Annotated in this window: 19 protein-coding genes; 17 read left to right on the plus strand and 2 right to left on the minus strand. The window is 64.5% G+C overall.

The window, feature by feature from the left end; genetic code table 11:
• Both ACOJSI_RS02255 and recN read left to right on the plus strand, forming a co-directional pair.
• Positions 1-925 (plus strand): M48 family metalloprotease (locus tag ACOJSI_RS02255; protein WP_420136632.1); only part of this gene is annotated, 925 nt, incomplete at its 5' end.
• Between the two features lie 125 nt (positions 926-1,050).
• Positions 1,051-2,712: a DNA repair protein RecN gene (gene recN / locus ACOJSI_RS02260; protein WP_420136633.1), complete on the plus strand. Its 1,662-nt coding sequence runs from the start codon at positions 1,051-1,053 to the stop codon at positions 2,710-2,712.
• A gap of 93 nt (positions 2,713-2,805) precedes the next feature.
• On the opposite strand, the gene rpmG is transcribed toward recN, so the two are convergent.
• A complete protein-coding gene (gene rpmG, locus ACOJSI_RS02265) occupies positions 2,806-2,973 on the minus strand; it encodes a 50S ribosomal protein L33 (protein WP_420136634.1) in 168 nt (55 codons plus the stop codon).
• A 248-nt stretch (positions 2,974-3,221) separates the two neighbouring features.
• On the opposite strand from rpmG, the gene ACOJSI_RS02270 reads away from it, so the two are divergent.
• The 15 genes from ACOJSI_RS02270 (at position 3,222) to ACOJSI_RS02340 (ending at position 21,989) form a co-directional block, all read left to right on the plus strand.
• Entirely contained in the window at positions 3,222-3,722 is a 501-nt protein-coding gene (locus ACOJSI_RS02270; protein ID WP_420136635.1) for a Dps family protein, read from the plus strand.
• 60 nt (positions 3,723-3,782) lie between these two features.
• A complete protein-coding gene (locus ACOJSI_RS02275) occupies positions 3,783-3,956 on the plus strand; it encodes a DUF1328 domain-containing protein (protein WP_420136636.1) in 174 nt (57 codons plus the stop codon).
• Between the two features lie 64 nt (positions 3,957-4,020).
• On the plus strand, positions 4,021-5,631 hold the full coding sequence (locus ACOJSI_RS02280; RefSeq protein WP_420136637.1) for a cisplatin damage response ATP-dependent DNA ligase: 1,611 nt from the start codon (positions 4,021-4,023) through the stop codon (positions 5,629-5,631).
• A gap of 160 nt (positions 5,632-5,791) precedes the next feature.
• Entirely contained in the window at positions 5,792-6,817 is a 1,026-nt protein-coding gene (locus ACOJSI_RS02285; protein ID WP_420136638.1) for a KpsF/GutQ family sugar-phosphate isomerase, read from the plus strand.
• A 10-nt stretch (positions 6,818-6,827) separates the two neighbouring features.
• Positions 6,828-7,625: a 3-deoxy-manno-octulosonate cytidylyltransferase gene (gene kdsB, locus ACOJSI_RS02290; protein WP_420136639.1), complete on the plus strand. Its 798-nt coding sequence runs from the start codon at positions 6,828-6,830 to the stop codon at positions 7,623-7,625.
• Complete coding sequence (kdsA, locus tag ACOJSI_RS02295; protein ID WP_420136640.1) at positions 7,622-8,470, plus strand: 3-deoxy-8-phosphooctulonate synthase; 849 nt, start codon at positions 7,622-7,624, stop codon at positions 8,468-8,470. Before kdsB ends, kdsA begins: the two co-directional genes overlap by 4 nt.
• A 2-nt stretch (positions 8,471-8,472) precedes the next feature.
• On the plus strand, positions 8,473-9,588 hold the full coding sequence (locus tag ACOJSI_RS02300; protein WP_420136650.1) for an alpha/beta fold hydrolase: 1,116 nt from the start codon (positions 8,473-8,475) through the stop codon (positions 9,586-9,588).
• A gap of 43 nt (positions 9,589-9,631) precedes the next feature.
• Complete coding sequence (locus tag ACOJSI_RS02305; RefSeq protein ID WP_420136641.1) at positions 9,632-11,788, plus strand: hypothetical protein; 2,157 nt, start codon at positions 9,632-9,634, stop codon at positions 11,786-11,788.
• A 53-nt stretch (positions 11,789-11,841) separates the two neighbouring features.
• Positions 11,842-12,915 carry a GSCFA domain-containing protein gene (locus tag ACOJSI_RS02310; protein WP_420136642.1) on the plus strand — a complete coding sequence of 358 codons (1,074 nt, stop codon included), beginning with the start codon at positions 11,842-11,844 and terminating at the stop codon, positions 12,913-12,915.
• The gene (locus ACOJSI_RS02315) at positions 12,902-13,699 is read left to right on the plus strand and encodes a hypothetical protein (RefSeq protein ID WP_420136643.1); all 798 of its coding nucleotides are present in this window, start codon (positions 12,902-12,904) and stop codon (positions 13,697-13,699) included. The genes ACOJSI_RS02310 and ACOJSI_RS02315 overlap by 14 nt, the downstream gene beginning before the upstream one ends.
• A 38-nt stretch (positions 13,700-13,737) precedes the next feature.
• On the plus strand, positions 13,738-14,718 hold the full coding sequence (locus tag ACOJSI_RS02320; RefSeq protein WP_420136644.1) for a GSCFA domain-containing protein: 981 nt from the start codon (positions 13,738-13,740) through the stop codon (positions 14,716-14,718).
• Entirely contained in the window at positions 14,715-15,896 is a 1,182-nt protein-coding gene (locus ACOJSI_RS02325) for a sulfotransferase family protein (RefSeq protein WP_420136645.1), read from the plus strand. The genes ACOJSI_RS02320 and ACOJSI_RS02325 overlap by 4 nt, the downstream gene beginning before the upstream one ends.
• Positions 15,896-19,798 carry a glycosyltransferase gene (locus ACOJSI_RS02330; protein WP_420136646.1) on the plus strand — a complete coding sequence of 1,301 codons (3,903 nt, stop codon included), beginning with the start codon at positions 15,896-15,898 and terminating at the stop codon, positions 19,796-19,798. The genes ACOJSI_RS02325 and ACOJSI_RS02330 overlap by 1 nt, the downstream gene beginning before the upstream one ends.
• Positions 19,795-20,766: a M23 family metallopeptidase gene (locus ACOJSI_RS02335; protein WP_420136647.1), complete on the plus strand. Its 972-nt coding sequence runs from the start codon at positions 19,795-19,797 to the stop codon at positions 20,764-20,766. The genes ACOJSI_RS02330 and ACOJSI_RS02335 overlap by 4 nt, the downstream gene beginning before the upstream one ends.
• A complete protein-coding gene (locus ACOJSI_RS02340) occupies positions 20,748-21,989 on the plus strand; it encodes a glycosyltransferase (protein ID WP_420136648.1) in 1,242 nt (413 codons plus the stop codon). The genes ACOJSI_RS02335 and ACOJSI_RS02340 overlap by 19 nt, the downstream gene beginning before the upstream one ends.
• A gap of 106 nt (positions 21,990-22,095) precedes the next feature.
• Here ACOJSI_RS02340 and ACOJSI_RS02345 read toward each other — a convergent pair whose 3' ends face one another.
• Positions 22,096-23,364 carry a calcium-binding protein gene (locus ACOJSI_RS02345; RefSeq protein WP_420136649.1) on the minus strand — a complete coding sequence of 423 codons (1,269 nt, stop codon included), beginning with the start codon at positions 23,362-23,364 and terminating at the stop codon, positions 22,096-22,098.
• Positions 23,365-23,458: the final 94 nt, after the last annotated feature.

The raw sequence follows: 23,458 nt of genomic DNA on the forward strand, positions 1-23,458 counted from the left end.
GTGGCGGGAACGCAGCTACCAGCTAAGCTCGCAATCCTTCGGCAGCTGGCTGGGCGATACGGCGAAGGCGCTGCCCATCTCGTTGATCGTCACGTCGCTATTCCTGCTGGCGCTGTACACGCTGATGCGCCGGGCGCCGCGCAGCTGGTGGCTATGGGCATCCGGCGTCGCGGCAGGCGGCGTGATCCTGCTCGTGATCATCGCACCCCTCTTCATCGAGCCGCTGTTCAACCAATATACGCCCGCACCTGCGGGCCCGGTTCGGAGCGAAGTCGTCAAGCTGGCCGAGGCGACGGGCGTGCCGCACGACAAGATCCTGATCTATAACGGTTCCAAGCAATCCGATCGCTATACGGCCAATGTGTCCGGCCTGTTCGGAACCGCGCGGGTCGCGATGAGCGACACGATGTTCAAGCAGCATGCCGACATGTCGGAAGTGATTGCGGTGGTGGGTCACGAAATGGGCCATTACGTGCACAAGCACATCCTGTGGTTCGCCGCGTGCATGTGTCTGATGGCGGTGGTCGCCTTCTGGCTGATCGACCGCCTCTATCCGGTAGCGAGGAATGTCGTGCCAGGCAGTGCAGGCATCGGCCCCTTGTCGGATCCCGCCGGGCTTCCGTTGCTGATGATCATTGCGTCGGTGCTCGGGCTGTTGTCGACGCCCTTCAGCACGACCATGACGCGGGTTGCGGAGAGCGACGCCGACCGTTTCTCGCTTGCCAATGCCCATGAGCCTGACGGGCTGGCCAAGGCGCTGGTGAAGACGATCGCCTATCGCGCATCCTCCCCGGGCAGGCTGGAAGAGATCATTTTCTATGACCATCCCTCGGTCGAGCGGCGGGTCCATCGGGCGATGATGTGGAAGGCTGCCCATCCGAATCGCGTCGGCGCTCCCTACGGCCCGCTGGCGGCGAGCGAATAGACGATCCAATCCTGCCCAGCCTGTGCAGGCGGCCTGATATTGCAGGATGTTAAGCCGTCAATGATCTGGCGCGCCTGAGCCGGGATCGCTGTTCAACGCCGCTGCTGCTCGGCTAAGAGCGAGATATGCTGACTGGCCTCGCCATCCGGGATGTCGTGCTGATTGAAGCGCTCGAACTGGAGTTCGGGCCGGGCCTGGGCGCGCTTACCGGAGAGACCGGCGCGGGCAAATCGATCCTGCTGGATGCGCTCGGCCTCGCCCTGGGCGTGCGGGCGGATACCGGCTTGGTACGGCAGGGTGCGGCACAGGCGAGCGTCACTGCTACCTTCGAGCTTCCGCAAGATCACCTCGCCTTGGCTCTGCTTGCCGATGGCGATCTCCGTCATGAACCGGGCGAACCGCTCGTCATCCGGCGTTCGGTGCGGGCCGATGGCGGCAGCCGCGCTTTCGTCAATGATCAGCCGGCCTCCGCTGGGTTGCTACGCATCCTCGGTGCGGCGCTGGTCGAGATCCACGGCCAGCATGACGATCGTGGCCTGCTCAACTCGCGTGGCCATCGCGCCTTGCTCGATACGTTCGGCCGGATCGATACGGGCGCGGCGGTCTTTGCCTATCTGCGTTGGCGAACCGCGGAAGAGGCGCTTTCGAGCGCCTCGGCGGAGCTGGAAAGCGCCGCGCGCGACCGCGAATGGCTGGAGCATGCGGTCGCTGAACTTGCCGCCGCCGCACCTGAGCCGGGCGAGGAGGCGCTGCTCGCCGAAGAGCGCGCCACCATGCAGAAGGGCGCGCGGCTTGCCGACGAACTGGAAACCGCCGCGTCTTTGCTGGAAGGATCCGACGGCGGGCTGGCCCAGTTGCGGCAGGCGGCGCGGCGGCTCGACCGCTTGGCGTCCGAGCATGAGACATTGGCCCAGGCGTTGGCCGCGATCGATCGCGCGGTGATCGAGGCGGCCGAAGCGGAAGACTATCTCGCCGCCGCTCGCACCGCCTTCGCCTATGATCCGGCGCGACTGGATGCGATCGAGACGCGGCTCTTCGATCTTAGGGCGCTCGCGCGCAAGCATCGGGTGGACCCCGACGATCTGGCGGCGCTGGCGCGGGAGTTGGCAGCACGATTGGCAAGGATCGAGGCGGGCGGCGAAGGGCTTGCGGCGCTCCAGCAAGAGGTCACCTTGGCGCGGTCCGTCTATCTGGAGCAGGCGGAGCGGCTGTCGACGGCGCGCCAGGCTGCCGCGACGCGCCTGGATGCCGCAGTCGCCACCGAACTGGGGCCGCTCAAGCTGGACGCGGCACGCTTTCGGACGCGAATCGATGCGCTCGGCGACGGAAATTGGAGCGCGGAGGGGTGCGACCGGGTCGAGTTCGAGATTTCGACCAACCCGGGGGCGCCGTTTGCCCCGCTGGTAAAGATCGCCAGCGGGGGCGAATTGTCGCGCTTCATCCTTGCGCTCAAGGTCGCGCTGGCAGAAGAGGGCGGGGCCGGGACGATGATCTTCGACGAGGTTGATCGCGGCGTTGGCGGCGCGGTTGCCGCGGCGATCGGCGACCGCCTCGCCCGGCTGGCGCAAAATGCACAGATCCTGGTGGTGACGCACAGCCCGCAGGTCGCCGCCCGGGCGGATCGTCACTGGCTGATCGCGAAGCGCTCGGACGGGCTGGTGGCCCGCACCGGCATTCATCGCCTCGATTCGGCGGAGCGCCGGGAAGAGATTGCGCGGATGTTGTCCGGCGCCGAAGTTACGGACGAAGCCCGCGCCCAGGCCGAGCGGTTGCTCGCCGCAGCCTGAACATGAGAAGGGCGGCGCAGGCTGTGCCCGGCCGCCCTACAATCCCACAAGTCCGGCCTTAGCCGGGCGACGCACGCCCTTACGGGCGAGGCATCACTTGATCTTGGCTTCCTTGAAATCCACGTGCTTGCGCGCAACGGGATCATATTTACGGAAGGACATCTTCTCGGTCTGATTCCGCGGATTCTTCTTCGTCACGTAGAAGAAGCCGGTATCGGCCGAGCTGACGAGCTTGATCTTGACGGTGGTCGGCTTGGCCATGACCCAAATTCCTGCGCTATCTGAAGGCCGCCATCCCAGGCGGCCAAAAAATAAAGCGGCGTTGCCGCCGCTCGATCGGAAGGGGCTTTGCCGTCCGAAAGGCGAAAAGTCAACCCGCGCAAGCGGAGTTAAAGATCGTTGCGGATCGCCAACGTTCTCGCCGATCATAGTGATCAAGATTATTGGGGGAGCAAAGAGCGCGATTCGCGGTTTAGGCCCTCTGAACCCTGTTTCTATGGAGATGAATCATGGCGGACACCCCTGCCCCCAAGTTGGCCACGCCGACCGATTTGCCGTCGAACGAGCTTTCGAATGTGGCCGACGCGCTGAACGCGTCGCTGGCGGATTGCTTCGCGCTGTACATCAAGACGAAGAATTTCCACTGGCACGTGTCGGGCCCGCACTTCCGGGATTACCACCTGCTGATGGATGACCAGGCAACCCAGATCTACGAGATCACGGACGCGATCGCCGAGCGTGTCCGCAAGACGGGCAACACCACGCTACGCTCGATCGGCGACATTGCGCGCCATCAGACGCTGAAGGACAATGACGCCCAGTTCGTCGACGCCGCCGCGATGCTGAGCGAACTGCGCGACGACAATCTCAAGCTGGTTGAAAGCTTCCGCAAGGTGAAGGAGCTGGCCGAGGAAGCCAAGGACAACGCCACCAGCGGGATCGTGGACGAATGGACCGATCAGGCCGAAGAGCGCGCCTGGTTCCTGTTTGAGGCGAGCCGCAAGGCATAAGGATCAGCGGGCGGAACAGCGCCGCCGGTAAGTCGTTGAGCCAGCGAAAGGAGTCCTTTCATGCTCAGGCTCGCACTTATCTTCCTGGTCATCGGCCTCGTGCTCGGTGTGCTAGGCTTTGGCGGTATCGGCGGCGCGTTCGTCGAAATCGCCAAGATTCTGTTCTTCATCGCGCTGGTTCTGTTCGTGATCTTCCTCGTGCTGGCCTTGTTGGCCGGCCGGGCAGTCACCTGATCCTGTCTATCGATGGATGAAGCAAAGGGCGGCACGATGTGCCGCCCTTTGTGTTTGATCGAACATGCGCCAATTCTCTCAGCTGCTCGACGGACTGGTCTATACGCGGTCGCGCAATGCGAAGCTGAAGCTGATCGCGGACTATCTGCGCGAAACGCCCGATCCGGATCGGGGATGGGCGATGGCGGCGCTGACCGGGGGGCTCGATCTTCCGGGGGTGAAAGCCTCCGCGATCAAGGCGCTGGTCGACGAGCGTGTCGATCCGGTATTGTTTGCGATGAGCCGCGATTTCGTCGGCGACCTGGCGGAGACCGCGGCCTTGTTGTGGCCGAAGCCGCCGGGCGTTCCCGCGGAGATCGATAGCGGCGCACTGGGTTTGGCGGCGCTCATCAACCGCCTGATGACGCTCGGCCGGGCAGAAGCGCCACGCGCGCTGGCGAGCATGCTCGATCAGCTGGATGCATCGGGGCGCTACGCGCTTCTGAAATTGGCGACCGGGGAATTGCGCGTCGGGGTTTCGGCGCGCCTGGCGAAGACCGCTCTGGCACAGGCTTTCGGGCTGGACGTCGATCAGGTGGAGGAGGTGTGGCACGGGCTCGAGCCGCCCTACGAACCGCTCTTCGCCTGGGGCGAAGGCGTCGGCGCGCAGCCCACGCCGGCCGACGTCCCGGTGTTCCGGCCGTTCATGCTGGCGCATCCGCTGGAGGACTTGCGGGTCGATCTGGCCGACTATGCGGCCGAATGGAAATGGGACGGGATTCGCGTTCAGATCGTCGGGGTGGGAGGCCAGACGCGACTTTATAGCCGGGCCGGCGACGACATTACCGGCAGCTTTCCGGATGTGGCCGCCGCCTTTGACGTGGCCGGCGTGCTGGATGGCGAGCTGCTGGTCAAAGGCGAGGTGCAGGGCGGCGGGATCGAGCATGAGGGCGCAGCGAGCTTCAACGCGCTGCAGCAACGGCTGGGCCGCAAGAATGTCTCCGCCAAGATGCAGGCCGACTATCCCGCTTTCGTCCGGCTCTATGACATCTTGTTCGATGGGGCGGAGGACCTGCGGGCGCTGGGCTGGACCGATCGGCGGGCGCGCCTGGAGCGCTTCGTCGGGCGGCTTCCTTCCGACCGCTTCGACCTGTCGGCCGTGATCGAGGCGGAGAGCTTCGAAGCGCTGGAGGAGATTCGCGCCAATGCCCGCGATGCCGCGATCGAGGGCATGATGCTCAAGCGGCGCGATTCGCCGTACATTGCCGGCCGCCGCGTCGGCCTCTGGTATAAGTGGAAACGCGATCCGCTCACCGCCGACTGCGTGATGATGTATGCCCAGCGCGGACACGGCAAACGGTCCAGCTATTATTCCGATTATACGTTCGGCTGCTGGACGGCGCCGCCTGAAGAAGGGGGCGAGCTGCTGCCGGTCGGCAAAGCCTATTCGGGTTTTACCGACGAGGAGCTGAAGTGGCTGGATCATTTCGTGCGCACGCGAACCGTGCAGCGATTCGGGCCAGTGCGCGAGGTGGAGAAGAGCCTTGTTCTGGAGGTCGCGTTCGATTCGCTCCATCTGTCCAAGCGGCACAAATCGGGGTTGGCGATGCGCTTTCCGCGGATCGCGCGGATTCGCCGCGACAAGCCGGCTGCGGAAGCGGATCTCATTGAAACCCTACAGCGCATGACCAGCTAGGCTGATCGAGGTTGTGGCCCGACAGTCACAGTCGGGAACCATCCGCGCATTTTAGAATTGGCGTGAAACCCTATGAACCGAAAGGCGTTCAGGGTCGATCGTTTCGCGATCGTATTACTTCTGCTCGCCACGGAACAAGGCCATCGCTAGAAAGGCCGGCATGCAGAAAATCAAAGGGAAGACCATGGGCGTTGCCGAATTTTCGCGCCAGCTCTCCCGCACTGACCGTTCAGATCTCATCGCCTACGGGCGAGAAGTGATCGAAACAGAGGCTGAAGCCCTGAATTCGCTGGTCGGCGCGCTGGATGACAATTTTGCGCGGGCTGTCACCACGATTCTGAACATTACGGGGCGGTTGGTTACAACCGGCATCGGAAAATCGGGCTATATTGCACGCAAATTCTCGGCGACTTTGGCCTCGACCGGAACCCCGTCGCTGTATGTCCATCCAGTCGAGGCCGCGCATGGCGATCTCGGCATGTTGATGGCCGGCGATGGTCTGCTCGCTTTCTCCAACTCAGGCAGCACGGCGGAGCTGCAGCCGATCCTGGATTATGCGGCCAAGCTCGGCCTCAGCGTGATCGGGATCGCCTCAAAGGCGGATTCGCTGCTGATGCGGCAGGCTGACGTCAAGTTGTTGCTTCCGCGCGTCGATGAGGCATGCCCTGCCAACCTCGCGCCGACGACATCCACGGCGATGATGATGGCCTTGGGCGATGCCTTGGCGATGACGACGATGCGGGCACGCGGCGTCTCGACCGCCGGCTTCGCGGCGCTCCATCCCGGTGGCACGATCGGCAAGCGGCTGATGCGGGTTGCCGCGATCATGCATCGTGAAAGTGCGATGCCGTTCGTCGCGCCGGAAACCTCGATGCGCGACGTGATCGTGACGATGACGTCGATGAGCTTCGGAATTGCCGGGGTTGTCGACGAGAGCGGTGCCCTGATCGGCGTCATCACCGATGGCGACTTGCGGCGTCATCTCGACGGCCTGATGGACGCGACCGCCGCCGATGTCATGACCTGCGATCCAGTATGGGTATCGCCCGGTACGTTCGTCGAGGATGCCTTGACCGCGATGAACACGCACAAGATCACGGCGATGTTCGCGATCGAGGATGCGGAAACGCGCCGCCCCGTAGGATTGGTACATGTGCATGATTTCCTGAGGTTGGGGATCGCTTGAAGAGCTTGTCATGACGACGACGATTGTCGTCCCCGCGCGCTACGCTTCCACCCGCTATCCTGGAAAGCCGCTGGTCGAACTGCGCGGCGCCGGCGGCGTGGCCAAGCCGCTGATCGAACGCAGCTGGGAGGCGGCCATCGCCGTGCGCGACGTCGCCCGCGTCGTCGTCGCGACCGACGATGATCGGATTGCGCAGACTGCCCAGGGCTTCGGCGCACAGGTGGCGATGACACCCGCGAGCGCGCGCAACGGCACGGAGCGATGCGCCGCCGCCGGCGATGCGCTCGGCGACGCCGATCTGATCGTCAATTTACAGGGCGATGCGCCGCTGACGCCGCCCGGCTTCGTGGAAGCGTTGATCGCGCGGATGACGGCGGATCCGTCGATCCAGGAGGCGACGCCCGCGGTGCGGGCGACGCCGGAAATCCATCGGCGCCTTCTGGCGGATCAACAGTCCGGGCGGGTCGGCGGAACCACGGTGGCGATCGGCACGAACGGCGACGGACTGTATTTCTCCAAGTCGGTCATCCCGCACGTGGCGGAAGATCGCGTCGGCGATCCTGCCTTGCCGGTCTTCCTCCACATCGGCGTCTACGCCTATCGCCGCGCGGCTTTGGATGCCTATGCGGCGCTGGAGCCGACGCCGCTGGAACTGCTCGAAGGATTGGAGCAGTTGCGCTTCATCGAGAGCGGCATAAAGGTGCGGGTGGTCGAGGTGGAGACGCCCGGCTATGACATCTGGGAATTGAACAATCCGCACGATGTCGCCCCGATCGAGGCGGCTTTGGCAGCCAGAGGCGTAGCATGAGCGTATCGACGTGGGATCTTTGTGGCCGTAGCATTGGCCTGCAGGAGCCCCTGTTTCTGATTGCCGGGCCATGCGTGATCGAGAGCGAGGTCATGGCCCTGTCGGTCGCGGAAACGCTGCGCGGGATCGCCGATCGGCTGGGCATCCTGGTGATCTACAAGAGCTCGTTCGACAAGGCGAACCGGAGCGCCGGCAGCTCCTTTCGTGGTCCCGGCCTGCAGGAAGGCCTGCGCATTCTGGAAAAAGTGCGGGCCGAAACCGGTCTGCCGGTGCTCACCGATGTGCATGAAGTGCATCAGGTGCGGCCCGTCGCGGACGTCGTGGACGTGCTGCAGACGCCCGCCTTTCTGGCCCGCCAGACGGACCTGATCGAGGCGGTGGCGACATCCGGCAAACCCGCCAATATCAAGAAGGGGCAGTTCATGGCCCCGGGCGACATGGTCAACGTGATCGCCAAGGCGCGTACGGCGGCCGAGACGGCCGGCACGGCGGCAACGCTGATGGTGGCCGAGCGCGGCGCATCGTTCGGCTATCACAATCTGGTCGTGGACATGCGCGGCCTGGTGATCATGCGGGATACCGCCTGCCCGGTCGTGTTCGACGCGACGCATTCCGTGCAGCTGCCGGGTGGCAATGGCACAAGTTCCGGCGGCCAGCGCGAATTCGTGCCGGTACTGTCCCGCGCCGCCGTAGCAGTGGGTGTAAGCGGCCTGTTCATGGAAACGCACCCGGATCCGGCGCAGGCCAAGTCCGACGGTCCGAATGCGTGGCCGCTCGATCAACTGGAAAGCCTGCTGGTTTCGCTGTTGGCGATCGATCGCACGGTAAAGGGCGATCGTAGGTGAACATGCAGCCGGGGACGATCGTCGCCTCGGACGAGCTGTTTCGTTCCCAGGAATTGCTGGTTCGTCGTGTCGGCGGCTTCGGCAGCCGGCTTTGCTACGTCACCTTCGATTCCTATACCGACAATCGCACATTGGACCGGCCCGGTTTCGGCGAGGCTTATTTCCGCGGGCGCGGAATCGACGCCATTCACGTGCTGAGCCGTGATAATCACTGGTATCAATATCCCGAACTCGACCTCGCGATCGCGACGATCGCAGCGGCAACAGCGGATTATGATCAGGTGATCGCCTATGGATCCAGCATGGGGGGCTTTGCCGCCTTGCGCTACGGCGCGGCCTGCCGGGCCCGGATCGGCATCGCGCTCTCGCCGCAATTCAGCGTCGATCCGGCGGTGGTGCCGTTCGATCGCCGCTGGGCCGACGATGTGGCGCGGATCCAATTCCGTGCCGATCCGCCGGCCCCGCTCGAGCAGCAATATATCGTCTATGACCCACGCGATCCGCACGACCGCCGGCATTTCGATCTTCTTGCCGCGCAAGCCCCGACCTACCCCATACCTGTCCCCCATGGCGGCCATCCAGTCGGGGGATATCTGGTTGAGACGGACATGATGCGCCGGCTGCTGGGCGAGATTGAAGCGGGCGCGATCGACCATGCGGCGTTCGCGCGGGAATTGCGCCAACGTCGGCGCCAATCCGGCCATTATCTCTTCATATTGGCGCAGCGCATCGCGCCCCGTCGCGCCAGGCAGAAGGTGGCAGTGGCGTCCCTCGCTGTCGAAACGCAGCCGGACAACCCGGTGTATCACACACAGCTCGCTGCCGCGCTGGACGCTGCCGGTGACTATGCCGCTGCCTACGAAGTCCATCAGCGCGCGGTCGCGATGAGCGGGCAGGGGCTGCATGCGCTGCACGCGATGCTGCTGCATCACGAAGCGCGCGGTCAATTGGAGCAGGCGTTGCATATCGCCGAGCGCTTGATCGGCGAGCATCCCGACGTGCTCTGGCTGCCCAACTTGCGCCTGCGCCTGCGCCGAAAAATGCGGCATCGGACCTGGCTGGGCCAGATCGCCTCGCGTCTGTACCTCGACCGGCTGCTCGATCGGTGCTTCGCTTAGGCGAGCGCTCGCTTCGCGATTGATCGGCGGTTAAGGCGCGCCGATGGCGCTTTTCGCATTATGGCAAGATGAGGCCGGGGACGAGGCAGCGGCGCGTCTTCACGGCATACTTCAAGACGATCTGCCGATCGTTGCCGAGCGCATAACCCACAGCGCGATAAGGACGCAGCGAGGCTGCTGGCAGCTGAGCGCCTATGCCTGTGCGACGCACTTTTACAGCGCGGACGCGCAGGTTCTCGTGGATGGTGCCGGTAACGCATGCGTCATCCACGGCCTCGTCTGGCGTGTCGCCGGCGATACCGGAATGCTGATGGATGCGCGTGCTATCGCCGCGTTGCTCAGCCAGCCCGGGATGACATTGCCCGATGATATAGCCGGCGAATATGCCATCCTGCGGGTGTATCCCTGCGGCACGCTGGAGGCCTTTGGCGATCCCGCCGGTCTCCATCACATCTTTTACAGTGCGGACGGGCGTCCGATCCTGGGCAATCGGGCCGGCTTCGTGGCCTCCATTGCGGGGTTACGGGCGCCCGATGCGGAAGCGGGTTTATGGCTGGGCGCAATCGGCTACCGAGCAGGAAATGGAAGTTCGTGGAGCGGTGTCCGTCAGCTCGGCCAAGGAGAGCGGCTGGCGGTCAAAGGCAGCGATCTCCGGATCGCGCCTGCCGCCGCGCCGCTGCCGCGACTACGCGGCTATGATCATGGCGGCGACGAACTGCTCTGCGAGGGACTGGATCAGGCCAAAGCGGCCATCCGCCTCGCTGCGGGTGACGGCACTCTGGACCTGCCGATCACGGGCGGCAAGGATAGCCGCGCCGTGCTCGCCGTGGCGCTGGCGGCGGGCTTACGCAATCGCCTTACCTTGTTCACGCGCGGCTATGCCGATCATCCCGATGTCGTTGTCGGCGCGCAGATTGCGGCCCGGATCGGCGTCCCTCATCGCCGGGAACCCCCGCTCGGCTCCGATCTGCCGCCGGATCTTTCGCCGCGCGACTTCCTTCGCCTGCTGGCGACGATTGCGTGGCAGGCCGACGGGGTGATGGGCGGCTGGGACAATGTCACCGGCCGCACGGTCGGCACGGAGACGATCGTGAGCGGTCATCTCGGCGAGGTGCTCAAGGCCTATGCCAAGCGCTTGCCCGAAGGGCCGCTCGATGCGGTCGGGATGGTGCGGCTGCAGGCGCCGTTCGATCCGATGGCCTTGCTGCGCGAACCGGCACGCGCCCGTCTGGTCGACACCTTGTCTCGCCAGATGGCCGCGTCCGTCCGCGCCGGCGCTGAGGAGGCGGATCTTCCCGACCTTTTCTATTGGCAGAACCGCGTTCCCAATTGGCTTGGCGGGATCCGCAGCATAAAATCCTTCGAGCGACAGCCGATCCTGCCGTTGGGCGTGCCGGCGCTGATGCGCCTCGCCTTCCAGATGACCGCGGGCGAGCGCAAGGCGGAGCTCGCCCATTACAGGCTGATTGCCAAGGCCGCGCCCGAACTAATCGATCTCCCCTTCGCGCATCAGAGCTGGGATCCGGGGCTCGGCGCCCCCTCCGTTCCGCCTGTGCTTGCCCCCGCCGGTTCGGCGCTGTTCGGCAGCTGGCAATGGTCGATCAATCGGGTGCCGGCGGTTCGCGCCTCTCTGATCGCGCTGTTTGCGGCCCTCGACATCCCGTTATGGAATGATGTGGATCGCGCACGGCTGATCGAGGCGCTGCGTCAGCGGCGGTTCGACTATTTCGACGGGATCAGCCTGCTCGGCTTTGCGGTCGGCGCCCTGCATCAGGCGGGCCTGGGCCTTCAGCAGCGGCTCGGCGGCCCGCAGCTGACCGAGGCATTGGTCGATCAATTCGTGCAGACACCCGAGCTTGATGCGGCCGGTCACCTCGACGCCGTTACTGGCGCCGCAAACTGGAGCGACGGAACGCTCCGGATCCGGGAGGATGGCATCATCACGTTCAGCGGCTGGGTACATCTACCGGAATGGCCGGGCGCTACGCCCGTGATCGAGGCGCGTGTCGATGGACGGGTGGTCGCCGCGGCGGCGGCGGACCTACATCGCGCCGATCTGGCACAGGCCGGGATTGGCGATGGCCACCATGGCTTCCGCCTGACGATAGATGCGGCGAGCCTAACAAGGGGGGATGAGGTGCTGCTCGCCATCGCGGGCGGCATGTCCGGCCCGGCGGGCGGTCGGATGGTCATTCGCTAACCAGGACGGCGCGACCGGTTGCTCCGCTTTCGATGACGTGAGAGATGCGCGGCATGGCCGATCATCCCTACCGCCATCTTCCCGACAGCGCCTTCTGGAAGCGCGCCGTGGCGGCGGCCGGGGCGGGTCTGGATCCGCTCGCGGGGGATTTCCTGCGGATCGCCCCGACCGACAGGATCGCGACGGCGGGCAGCTGCTTCGCCCAGCACGTGGCGCGCCATCTGGCGGCGTCGGGCTTTAATTACCTCGTGACCGAGACGGCGCACCCGATCGTGCCGAACGAAGCGGCACGGGCCGCCGGCTACGGCGTCTACACGGCACGCTATGGCAATATCTACACGACGCTGCAGTTGGTTCAGCTGTTCGACCGCGCGTACGGCCAGTTCACGCCTGCGGAGGATGTATGGCAGGCAGATGGCGGCGGCATCGTGGATCCCTTTCGCCCAACCATCCAGCCGGGCGGCTTTGTGTCGGAGGCGGAGATGCGCGCGGACCGGGCGCAACATCTCGGTCACGTCCGCACCGCGTTCGAGACGCTGGATGTCCTGATTTTCACCCTGGGTCTGACGGAGGCCTGGGTGTCCCGACGCGACGGCGCGGCCTTTCCGCTTTGCCCAGGCGTTGCGGGCGGCGTCTTCGATCCCGCGCGCCATGCCTTTCACAATCTCCGCGTCGGTGAGGTGCGCGCGCAGATCGAGGGATTTGCCAAGCGCTTACGGTCGGTCAACCCTTCGGCCCGGATCGTCCTGACCGTGTCACCGGTGCCGCTGGCTGCGACCGCGTCCGGCAATCACGTTCTGCCGGCAACCCTCTATTCGAAGTCGGTATTGCGAGCCGCGGCGCAGGAAGCGGCAGAGGATCTCGAACGCGTCTTCTACTTCCCATCTTACGAGATCATCACGGGCCCGCAGGCGCAGGGGCGGTTCTTTGCCAAGGGGCTGCGTGAGGTGACCGAGGAAGGGGTCGAGCATGTGATGCGCGTTTTCCTGCGCCATGCCGCCGGCATCAATCTGCGGTCGGCCGAGCTCGTGTCCCCCGAGCAGCCGCACGATGCGTTCAGCGCGGATGCGGCGCGCTGGGTGGAAACGATGTGCGACGAAGCGATGGTCGACGATGAAAATGCCTGATCGCCGGCCACAGGCGATGAACCTGCTGGTCGTAGGGCAAAGCCATGTCGCTGCGATCCGTGCGGCTGCGAAGAGCCATCGTGAGACCTATCCGGACGAGCCGCGCACGCGAGTCATTCACCTGTCGGAGCCGCTGTATGAGCCGGAGCTGATCAGCAGCGAGGTTAACGATTATGGCGGCGCGCGGCTCGGCCCGAAGCTCACCGCGGCCATCGAGGACCAGATCAGTCGCCACCAGCCGCGGGTTGCTTCGGTAATAGGTGGCAATGCCCATAATATGCTCGCTTTGCTGCGGCATCCCAGGCCGTTCGATTTCGTGCTGGCGGGTGAGGCCGGACCGCCGCTCGACCCCGGCGCGGAGCTCGTGCCGCAAGCTCTGGTAAGGGCGGCTTTGGCGGAAAAGATGCAGCCGGATTTCGCGCGGATACGGCTGCTGCGCGGCTTGGCAGGCGAACTCATCCACATCGAAAGTCCACCGCCGGTGCGTGATGAGGGCTTCATTGCGGCGCATGCGGAAAGCTGGTTCCGGGAGCGGAGCGGCGATGAGGTCCATGTCGCGGGCGTCGGTGTGCGGTGGCGGATATGGCGACTGGCCTCCCAGCTGATGCGCGAGGTAGCGGATGCGGCAGGTATAACCTTCCTGGCCGTGCCGGCGGCTCTTGCCGATGCATCCGGCTTCCTCAAAGCGGACTATGCGGCCGATCCGACGCACGGCAACGAAGCCTATGGCGCGGCGCTGATCGAAGCCCTGCTGAATTTTCAAGTTCCGGCTCGCGACGCATAAACTGGACCTGCTCCAACCGCGCCGCTACCGATCCGCCGATGGCTGCAGGATTTCCCAGGATCAGCGCGGAGGATGCCTATCGCGCGACCATGGGGCAGCGCGCGGCGAAATGGCCGATGCGCAGCTCCAACCGTGTGGAGCCCGTGGCGGCGCCCGTCGTGACGCCGAGCTTCCAGCTTCAACCGGGTGCATCGGTCTTCACGATCGGCTCTTGTTTCGCGCGGAATATCGAGATTTCCTTGCGCGACCACGGCCTGCGTATTCCAACACTTGATCTTCAGGTGCCTGCGACCGAATTGATGCAAGGCTCGGCGCTGCGCACCGGTATTCTCAACAAATACACGCCCTTTTCCATGCTGAACGAGATCGAAAATGTCGGCGCGGAGGATGATGGCGGACGCTTCCTGATCGATCTGGGCGAGGACGCCTGGTGGGATGGACAGTTGCACAGTCATGAGACGGTCAGCCGGGAGCGGGGGCTTAAGCGCCGCCGTCGAATCCGCCGGCTCTACGCCGAATCCATTGCCGAGAGCGCATTGGTCATCGTCACGCTCGGCCTGGTGGAGGCTTGGTGGGATGAGGCGGAGCAAATCTACTTGAACGACACCGTGCCCCGGCACGTGATCGATCGTCATCCGGGGCGCTTCTTCTTCGAAGTTCTCTCGCCGGAAAAGGTGATCGACGCCGTGATGCGGCTGGTGAGCTCGCTTCATGCGCTTAATCCGACGCAGCATATGCTGCTGACGGTTTCCCCCGTTCCGCTTCATCGCTCCTTCACGGGCAATGATGTGCTGAGCGCCAATGCCTACAGTAAATCGGTGCTGCGGGTCGCGGCCGAGATCGCCACGCGCAGCTTCGATCATGTCGATTATTTCCCATCGTTCGAATCCGTGACCTTGTCCGATCGCGCGATCGCCTGGGAAGACGATTTGGCACACGTGACGCCGGCGATGATCGAATTGAATGTCAGCCGCATGATCGCCGCCTATATGCCAGCAGCCTCGGAGACGGCCGCATGAGGCGCACGGCCATCCTGATTCTGGGAATGCATCGATCGGGCACCTCGGCTCTGACCTGGTTGCTTGGCCGGCTGGGCGCGACACTGCCTGCAGATGCCATCGCCGCCACCGATGATAATGCACGCGGTTATTGGGAATCGCAGGCGCTGGTAAAGGCCGACGACCAGCTTCTCCGGGTGGCGCGATCCAGCTGGTTCGATCCGCGCGCGCTGGATCTCTCGCGCCTGCCGCTCGACGGGCTGCGCTCCCGCAAGAGCCGTATCCGCGAGGCGATAGCAGCGGGGTGGGGCGAGGCGCCGTTCCTCGCGATCAAGGACCCGCGGCAATGCCGCTTCGTGCCGATCGTCGCGCAGGTGCTGGAGGACATGGAGATCGAGCCCCGCGGCGTGCTCATGTTGCGCAAGCCCGGCGAGATTGCCCGATCGCTGGAAAGCCGAAACGGGATCACGCCGGCTTATGCTCACCTTCTGTGGCTGCGCCACATGATGGATGCGGAACGCGCCACCCGGGGGCGATCGCGCGCAATCGTCGATTATGATGGGATGCTGAGCGATTGGCGGGAGACGGCCGCACGCCTTGCTCCGCTGGTCGACCAACCGGGATGGCGGCCGGATCCGGCGGAAAGCGCCTTGATCGATGGCTTTCTAGATCCGTCGCTGCGACATCATCGTGGCACGCAAGTGCCGTTGGAAGAGCCGTTGGCCACTCTTGTGCAGGCAGTCGACACAGCCTTGCACGGACTCGTCCGAGCGGACGACGAGGCGGCGCGTGCTCGGCTCGACGAAGCTTATGCCATGTTCGACGATGCGCCATGGCTGGAAGGCGATATCGTTCATGACGCTCTGCGCCATAGGCTTGTCGATACGCAGTTGGCTGCGCCGGAAGAGGATGCATCGCCCCAGGAGCCTGTCGCGCTGCCCCCAACCGCCGGGACGCCGCCATCGAACGCGGCGCCGGATCCTTCGGGCGACGCGGATCTGGTGCGCAGGAGCGGGCTGTTCGACGTCGATTATTATCTAGCGCGCTATCCGGACGCCGTGGATAGCGGCCTCGATGCCGTCGATCATTATCTGAAGATCGGCGCGGCCAAGGGTTATCAGCCAAGTCCCTTGTTCGACACCGGCTATTATGCCCGCCAGATGGCCCGACGCATCAATGCGGCAGGGCATTCCCGCTGATGCACGCCGCGATCCACATCCATCTTTTCTATCCCGACGTCGCGCGCGAACTGATCGATCGCGTTGCCAAATTGGGTCGGCCGGACCTGGACGTCATTGCGACCTTTGCCGGTACGCTCGATCCCGAGCTGGATCGGGCGCTCGACCAGATTCCAGGGCGGATCATCCGGATCGAGACACCCAATCGCGGATGGGATATCGGCCCGCTATTCCATCTGCTGCCAAGGATACGGGAGGAGGGCTATCAGGCGGTCTGCCATCTTCATACGAAGAAAGGCGATTCAGGTTATGCCGCGGAATGGCGGGCCATCGCCTATGATGGACTGATCCGCGACGACGCGCTGGTCACCCGCCTGTTAGAGGCCTTTCAAACACAGCCTTCCTTGATGCTAGCGGGACCGTCGGCCCTTTATAAGTCCGCGGCGACCCACCAGTTCGGCAATGCGGATATCCTGGCCACGCTGGCGCCGCGCCTGATGGCGCCGCTTTATCCTTTGGCAGACTGGGGCTTTTTCGCCGGGACGTTCTTCTGGGCGCGTCCGGAACTGCTGGAACGGGTTGCCGCGCTCGCCGCGTTCGAGGGACATGATGCCGGGCGGGACGGAACGCTTGCCCACGCGCTCGAGAGGTTGATCGGCCTGGCGCCCGTTGCGCTCGGTGGTGAGGTAGGACTGGTGGATGAGGAAGGGGTGCTGACCTCCCTTCATGCGCCGGGATCACCGGATCACACGCCGATCATCCGCACCCTGGTGCAGCGTGCAGAGCGCTTTGTTGCGCCCTTGGACCACGATTTGGCGGCGCTGATAGCCGCTCATAATCCGCTGGTGGATTATCTGCGGCACGGCCGGGATCCAGATGCGCTGGATCCCAATCCCTACTTCTCGAGCAGCTATTATCTGCGGATCCATCCCGATCTTGCGGCGGCGGGCGTCCATCCGCTCGAACATTACGCCCATCACGGCGCGCAGGAAGGCCGACCCACGGGGCCCTTGTTCAACGGCGCTTTTTATCGCGCCACCTATGACGACGTGACGGGTGATCCGTTGCGTCATTTCCTGGAGGTCGGCGCTTCGGAGGGGCGCATCGCCATTCCCGTCAGCCGACCCCGCTATGAATCGCAGGAAGACCGTCCGCGACGTTTTTACCGGCATTTCGATGTCGCCGGGGAAGAGGCTTTCCTGCGGCATATCGCCGAGCTGCCGCCGGACATGGTTCAACAGTCGGCCGACACGCGCGTGTCAATCATCATGCCGGTGTGGAACCGCGCCGCGACGATCGCGGCCGCGATCCGATCGGTCCTCGCGCAAAGTCACGCCAATTTCGAGCTGATCATCGCGGATGATGGCTCAACCGACGAAACGCGCGAGGTGGTGGAACCCTTCCTGGCCGATCCGCGGGTGCGCTGGCTGGACGGCGACCATGGCGGCGTATCCGCGGCGCGCAATCGCGGCCTTGCCGCCGCGACCGGTGATGTGATTGCCTATCTGGATAGCGACAATCGCTGGATGGGCTGGTTCCTGGAGGTCATGACGCGCTTCCTGGCGTCCGGGCGGATCGACGCAGCCTATAGCGCGATCGCGATGCGCGACGATCTGGGGCATTTGACCGGTTATCGGGGCGACGAGTTCGATTGGAACGCCTGCCTCACCGCAAATTATATCGATCTGAACGCCTTTTGCCATCGCCGGTCCCTGATCGACGAGGTCGGTGCGTTCGATCCCAAGTTGCGCCGCATGGTCGACTGGGATCTGATCCTACGGATCGGAAAGGGGCGCACCGTCGGTTACGCGCCGTTCGTCGGTTGCGATTATCATGACGGCAAGGGCGATGCCGGACGGATAACGACCAGCGAACCGATCGCGTTCGAGAAAGTCGTTCGCCTGAAGAACCGCGACGCGTTGGAAGTGGGATCGCCCGCTTTCCTGGAGCGGTTCAGGCTGAGCTTCGCGATCAAGATCGCGGCGCCCGAAGAGGATAAGGATGCGTGGGGCGATTGGCATTTTGCCGACTCGCTTGCGGACGCCATTCGCCGGCTTGGGCATGACGTGCGGATCGACTTCCGCCATCAATGGGCCGGACATAATCTGGTGGACGAAGAGGTGGCGATCAGCTTGCGCGGGCTGATCGCGTATGAGCCGCGTCCGGGCCAGCTCGCCTATCTATGGAATATCAGTCATCCCGACCAAGTCTCGTACGATGAATATGACGGCTTCCAGCGCGTCTATGTCGCTTCGGAATCCTATGCCGGTCTGCTTGACCATATCGTCCGTCCGCCGGTGCGGCCGCTGCTGCAGGCGACCGATCCGGCGCGCTTCCATCCGCTGGAGCATCCCGAAGCAGGGCCGGACGTGCTGTTCGTGGGCAATTCGCGCGGCGTGGAGCGGGACATCGTCAAATGGGCGATCGAGGCCGATCGTCCGCCCACCATCTATGGCGGCGGATGGGACGGGCTCGTTCCCGACAGGCTGGTGGAAGCAGAGAATGTGAGCAATCGCGCGCTCGGCCGGATGTATGCCGGTGCAGGCGTGGTGCTTAACGATCACTGGCCGTCCATGGCCGCCTTCGGCCTGCTCTCCAACCGGCTGTTCGACATTATGGCGGCCGGCGGAAAGGCGATTTCCGATCCCGTGCCGTCGTTGCGGCGTATCTTCGGTTCCGCGGTTCTGCCCGTATCCGGGCCGGACGCGTTGCAGCATGCGGTCGATCGCCAAGTCCGCGCCCGCCGGCCGGCCGGCGCGGCGGAGGCTGTCATGGCCGATCACAGCTTCGACGCGCGGGCGCGGCGGCTGGTGGGTGACAGTCTCATCGCACTTGGCATGGAGCCACCGTTCGCGTTGCCGCCGGAGACGCCGCCGCAGCTCCCCACGGCGGAGATAGCGTTGCCGCCGATCCGCGTGCACCTGATCGTCACGCATGGCCGATATGGACCGCAAAGCTCGGCGACCATCCGGCTGCTCGCTCCATTGACGGACGACAGCGTGGCCGGCCGCGTCCGCATCAGCCTGGGCAGCGCCGATCAGGATGTGCCGCCCTGCGATATATGCATCGTGCAGCGCGCGGCCCTGCCTTCGGTCCGCGCGGTAGATGCCCTGGTGGCGCGGTTAGGCACGCTTGGCGCGGCGCTGATCGTCGATGTGGATGATGCCTTCGTCGCGATGGGGGATCATCCCGAGGCAGCTTCCTATCGCCCCCTGAATGCGGCGATCGAACGGGCCATCGCCGCCTCGGCCGAAAGTTGGTTTTCCACGCCCGAACTGGCCCACCTCTATGGCCATGTCGCGCATCGGCATGCCGTGATCCCGAACGGGCTCGACCCGCGCCTCTGGCGGGATTGGCGCCGCGCGCGCGCCGAGCCTTTCCGGCAGGAAAAGGTGCGCATGCTGTATATGGGAACGGCAACGCACGCTGCCGACTTTGGCAGTATCCGGCCGGCGTTGGAACAGCTCGCCAGCGAGCGCGCGGGCCAGTTCGATTTGACCGTGATCGGTATTGCACCCGACATTGCGCCGGCTGACTGGCTTCACCGCCTTTCGCCGCCCGCCGAGGCTATTCCTTATGCGCGGTTCGTGCGGTGGCTGCGCGATCAGGGCCCGTTCGACCTGGGGTTGGCGCCACTGGTCGACACGGCGTTCAATCGAGCGAAATCAGATATCAAGCTGCTGGATTATGCAGCCCTGGGCCTGTTGCCGGTGGTGCAGGACTGCCCGGCCTATCGCGGCGACGACAAGGCCGCGGATATCGCCGTCTATGCATCCGATTGGCTGCAGACATTGCGTGATGTCATGGACGATCGGGACCACGCGCGCGATCGGGCGGCCGCGGCGACATCCTATCTGTGGGATCAGCGCAGCGTGCGGGCGATCGCCTGCCCGATGGTTGCGCGCTTGGAGGCGTTGTTATGAAAAGCCTGATCGCGGCAGTGCCGATGCTCCTCTTGGGCGCGGCGGCACCGGTGGCCCCGCCGCTGCGCCTTTCCTTCCCGGTCGCGTGTACGCTCGGCACGGACTGTGTGATCCAGAATTATCCGGACGACGATCCAGGTCCGGCCGCGCGGGATTATGCCTGCCATGGACGAACCTATCAGGGGCATGACGGCACCGACATACGTTTGCCCAGCATGGTGGCACAGCGCCGCGGCGTGAACGTTCTGGCGGTAGCGGCCGGAACGGTGCTCCGCGCGCGAGATGGCGTGGCGGACCGGTCGATCCGGGACGCGCCGCTAGGCGCCGCGTCCGGCCAGGAATGCGGCAATGGACTCGTGATCGACCACGGTGGCGGCTGGGAAACGCAATATTGCCACATGGCGCAGGGGAGCATCGCCGTTAGGCCCGGCGCTCAGGTGAAGGCAGGCGCCGTGCTGGGTAAGGTCGGGCTTTCCGGCAACACCGAATTCCCGCACCTCCACCTGACGGTGCGGAGCAATGGCAAGGCGGTGGATCCGTTCGCCGCCGGCGCACCAGCGGGCTCGTGCCGCGGCGGCAAGAGCCTGTGGGCGACGACGCCCGCTTATCGCGAGGGGGAAGTGCTCGTGACGGGGTTCGCAGACGGCCCGGTCACGATGGGGCAGGTACAGAATGCCGGAAGCACGCCAACCCCGCCACCCGGCCGGACCACGCCCTTGGTGGCCTTTGCGCAGGCGGTCGGCCTGCAGGGCGGAGACGTCCAGCGGTTGATCCTGAGCGGGCCGGGCGGTGCCGTTGTGGCAGACAATCGCGCAGAGCCGCTGGACCGCGACAAGGCGCAGGTCATCCTGTTCACCGGCCGAAAGGCGCAGGCAGGCGGCTGGCCGGCCGGGCGCTATACCGCCGCCTATAGCGTCACGCGCGGCGGCAAGGTCGTGATTACGCGCAGTTGGGCGATGACGCTCTGATGGCGAATATCCTGCTGGTTCATCAGAACTTTCCTGGGCAATTCCCCCACATCGCTGCCGCCTTGCTGACCCGTGGCGACAAGGTGGCCGCTATCGGAGGGAAGACGGCGCAGGGGCAGCCTGGTGTCGATTTGCGGCGATGGTCCAATGAGCGTGGCTCGACCAACGGGTTATTCGATATCGCCACGCGGGCGGAGGCGGACATGATCCGGGGCAGTGCGGCGGCCGCGACCGCGCTGAAGCTGAAGGCGGATGGCTTCACGCCGGATGTGATCATCGCCCATCCCGGATGGGGCGAGTCGCTGTTCCTGAAGGAGATTTGGCCGGCGGCGCGCGTGATCAATTTCGGCGAGTTGCTGTATCGCAGCCGCGGGGGCGACATCAATTTCGATCCGGAGTTCGGGCAGGAAAGCCTGGCCGGCAATGTCCGCGCCCATGCCAAGAATGCGACGCAGGTTCTGGCCGCGGCCTATGCCGATCTGATCATCTGCCCGACCCGCTTCCAGGCAGACAGCTATCCGCCGGCGCTGCAAAGCACGATCCGGATCATCCATGAAGGCGTCGACATGGAGCGGGCGCAGCGGCGCGCCAAGGCCACGATCAAACTTCCGGACGGTCGGGTGCTGGACGGTTCGACCCCGGTGATCACCTATGTCAGCCGCACGCTGGAGCCGATGCGCGGCTTCCACATCTTCATGCGCGCGCTGCCTCAGTTCTTGGCGGCATGCCCGAATGCCGAAGTGGTGGTGATCGGCAGTGCCGGCCTGAGGGGCTATGGCGCGGCTAGCCCGAATGGGCGCGACTGGAAATCCTGGCTGTTGGAAGAGCTAGGCGACCGGCTGGACACCACGCGCGTCCATTTCCTGGGTAAAGTGCCGCATCAGACGCTGATCGACGCTTTCTCCATCTCCTGGGCGCACATCTATTATACCTATCCCTTCGTCCTCTCCTGGTCGTTGGTAGAGGCGATGGCGGCCGAGTGCCTGATCATCGGATCGGATACGGCGCCGGTGCGGGAAGCGATTACCGATGGGATGGAGGGCGTGTTGCTGCCCTTCTTCGATGTGGAAGCCTTGGCGCGAACGATGGCGAAGGCGGTCCAAGAGCATCGTAGCCTGACCCCCTTTCGAGCAGCGGCACGACGCCGAGCGCTTCAGGATTATGATCGCGCACGGGGCACGGCACTTTGGCTCCAGGCAATCGATGAGCTGATCGCGCGCTGAAGCGCGCTGTAGCCCGGCATATTCCCTCGGTGCGCTTCATTTTCAGCGCACAAAAAAAAGAGCCGGTCCCAAAGGACCGGCTCTCCATTTTTGGTCGAAGCGGTAGTTACGCTACCAGCTGCGAGAACCAATCGGTGTCAACATTGGCCGCCGTGGTGTTCGCGAGGTGAACGACCTCGTCGATCGTGCCGCCGTTGCTCCAGAACAGGTAGGTATCAGCACCCACCTGAACGGATACGACGTCATCGGTCGGGCTGCCAGCCGTGAGGAAGATACCTTCCGCGCCCTGCAGAGCCTGAGCAACATTGGTGTAGGTCGTACCGGTCTTGTCGGTCAGAACCTCAGCAACTTCAAAGCCGAGATTCAGCGTGTCGCCGTCGGCAGCATTGAAGTCCAGGATCTGATCGGTGACGGTGCCGCCATCCACAACGGCTTCCGTCGATGCGTCGCCTGCCTGGAAGAAGAACGTGTCGGCACCAGCGCCGCCCGTCAGCGTGTCATAACCAGCACCGCCAGCGATGCTATCGTCGCCGAGGTCACCGAAGATCACGTCGTTGCCGTCGTTGCCGAGGAGGCCGTCGTTGCCCTGGCCGCCATGCAGCTCGTCATTGCCCAGGCCGCCGTCGAGGCTGTCGTCACCCTTGTTGCCCTGGAGGTAATCATTGCCGTCGCCGCCAAGAATGCTGTCGTTGCCGGCGCCGCCGTACAGACGGTCATTGTCCGCGCCGCCGTCGATCGAGTCATCGCCAGCATTGCCGTTGATGTAGTCGTTGCCTGCACCGCCGCTCAGAACGTCGGCACCATCATCCTTGCCAGCCGAGCCAAGGGCCAGGTTGCCGTAGATGTGGTCGTTGCCGTCGCCGCCGGTGATCGTGTCGGCACCGTTGCCGCCCTGAAGATAGTCGGTCTCGGTGAAGTCGCCTGCACCGTTCACGCTGCTGGACGAGCCCGTGATCGTGTCATTGCCAGCGCTGCCGGTGATGGTGTCGTCGCCAGCGGTGCCATCAAGCGTTGCGCCGTCGCCGATGCCGAAGATCGAAACATGGCTGCCAGCCACTGCTCCAGCAAGCTGTGCATAGCCGCCTGCGCCCTGGTCACCGGAGACAATTGCCAGCGCATCGCCCGGCTCGCCAGTGGTGAAAATCAGGTTATCCGCAGCCGACGCGCCAGCCAATGCCGATGCAACGAAGGTGTGCTCAACATTGCCCGAGGCGAGCGTGATCGTCTCTACCGTGGTGCCCAGCGGGCCGGTGGTTGCGGGATTGTCCGTGACTGAAAGAGTATTGACCGTGGCAGTGTTGAAAATCAGGCGATCGCCTGCACCGAAGCCAACTGCCGACGAGTCAGCCATCGTTTCAAAAGTATAAGTAGCCATTTAAGCCTCCAAATGAACCTTACAGTCCGGGCGTAATTTCAAAGCCCCCCCCTCCCGAAAGATAGCCGGAGGCGCCCCCCGCTCATGCCCAACT

Source organism: Sphingomonas sp. (genome assembly GCF_048595155.1).
GTDB lineage: Bacteria > Pseudomonadota > Alphaproteobacteria > Sphingomonadales > Sphingomonadaceae > Sphingomonas_I.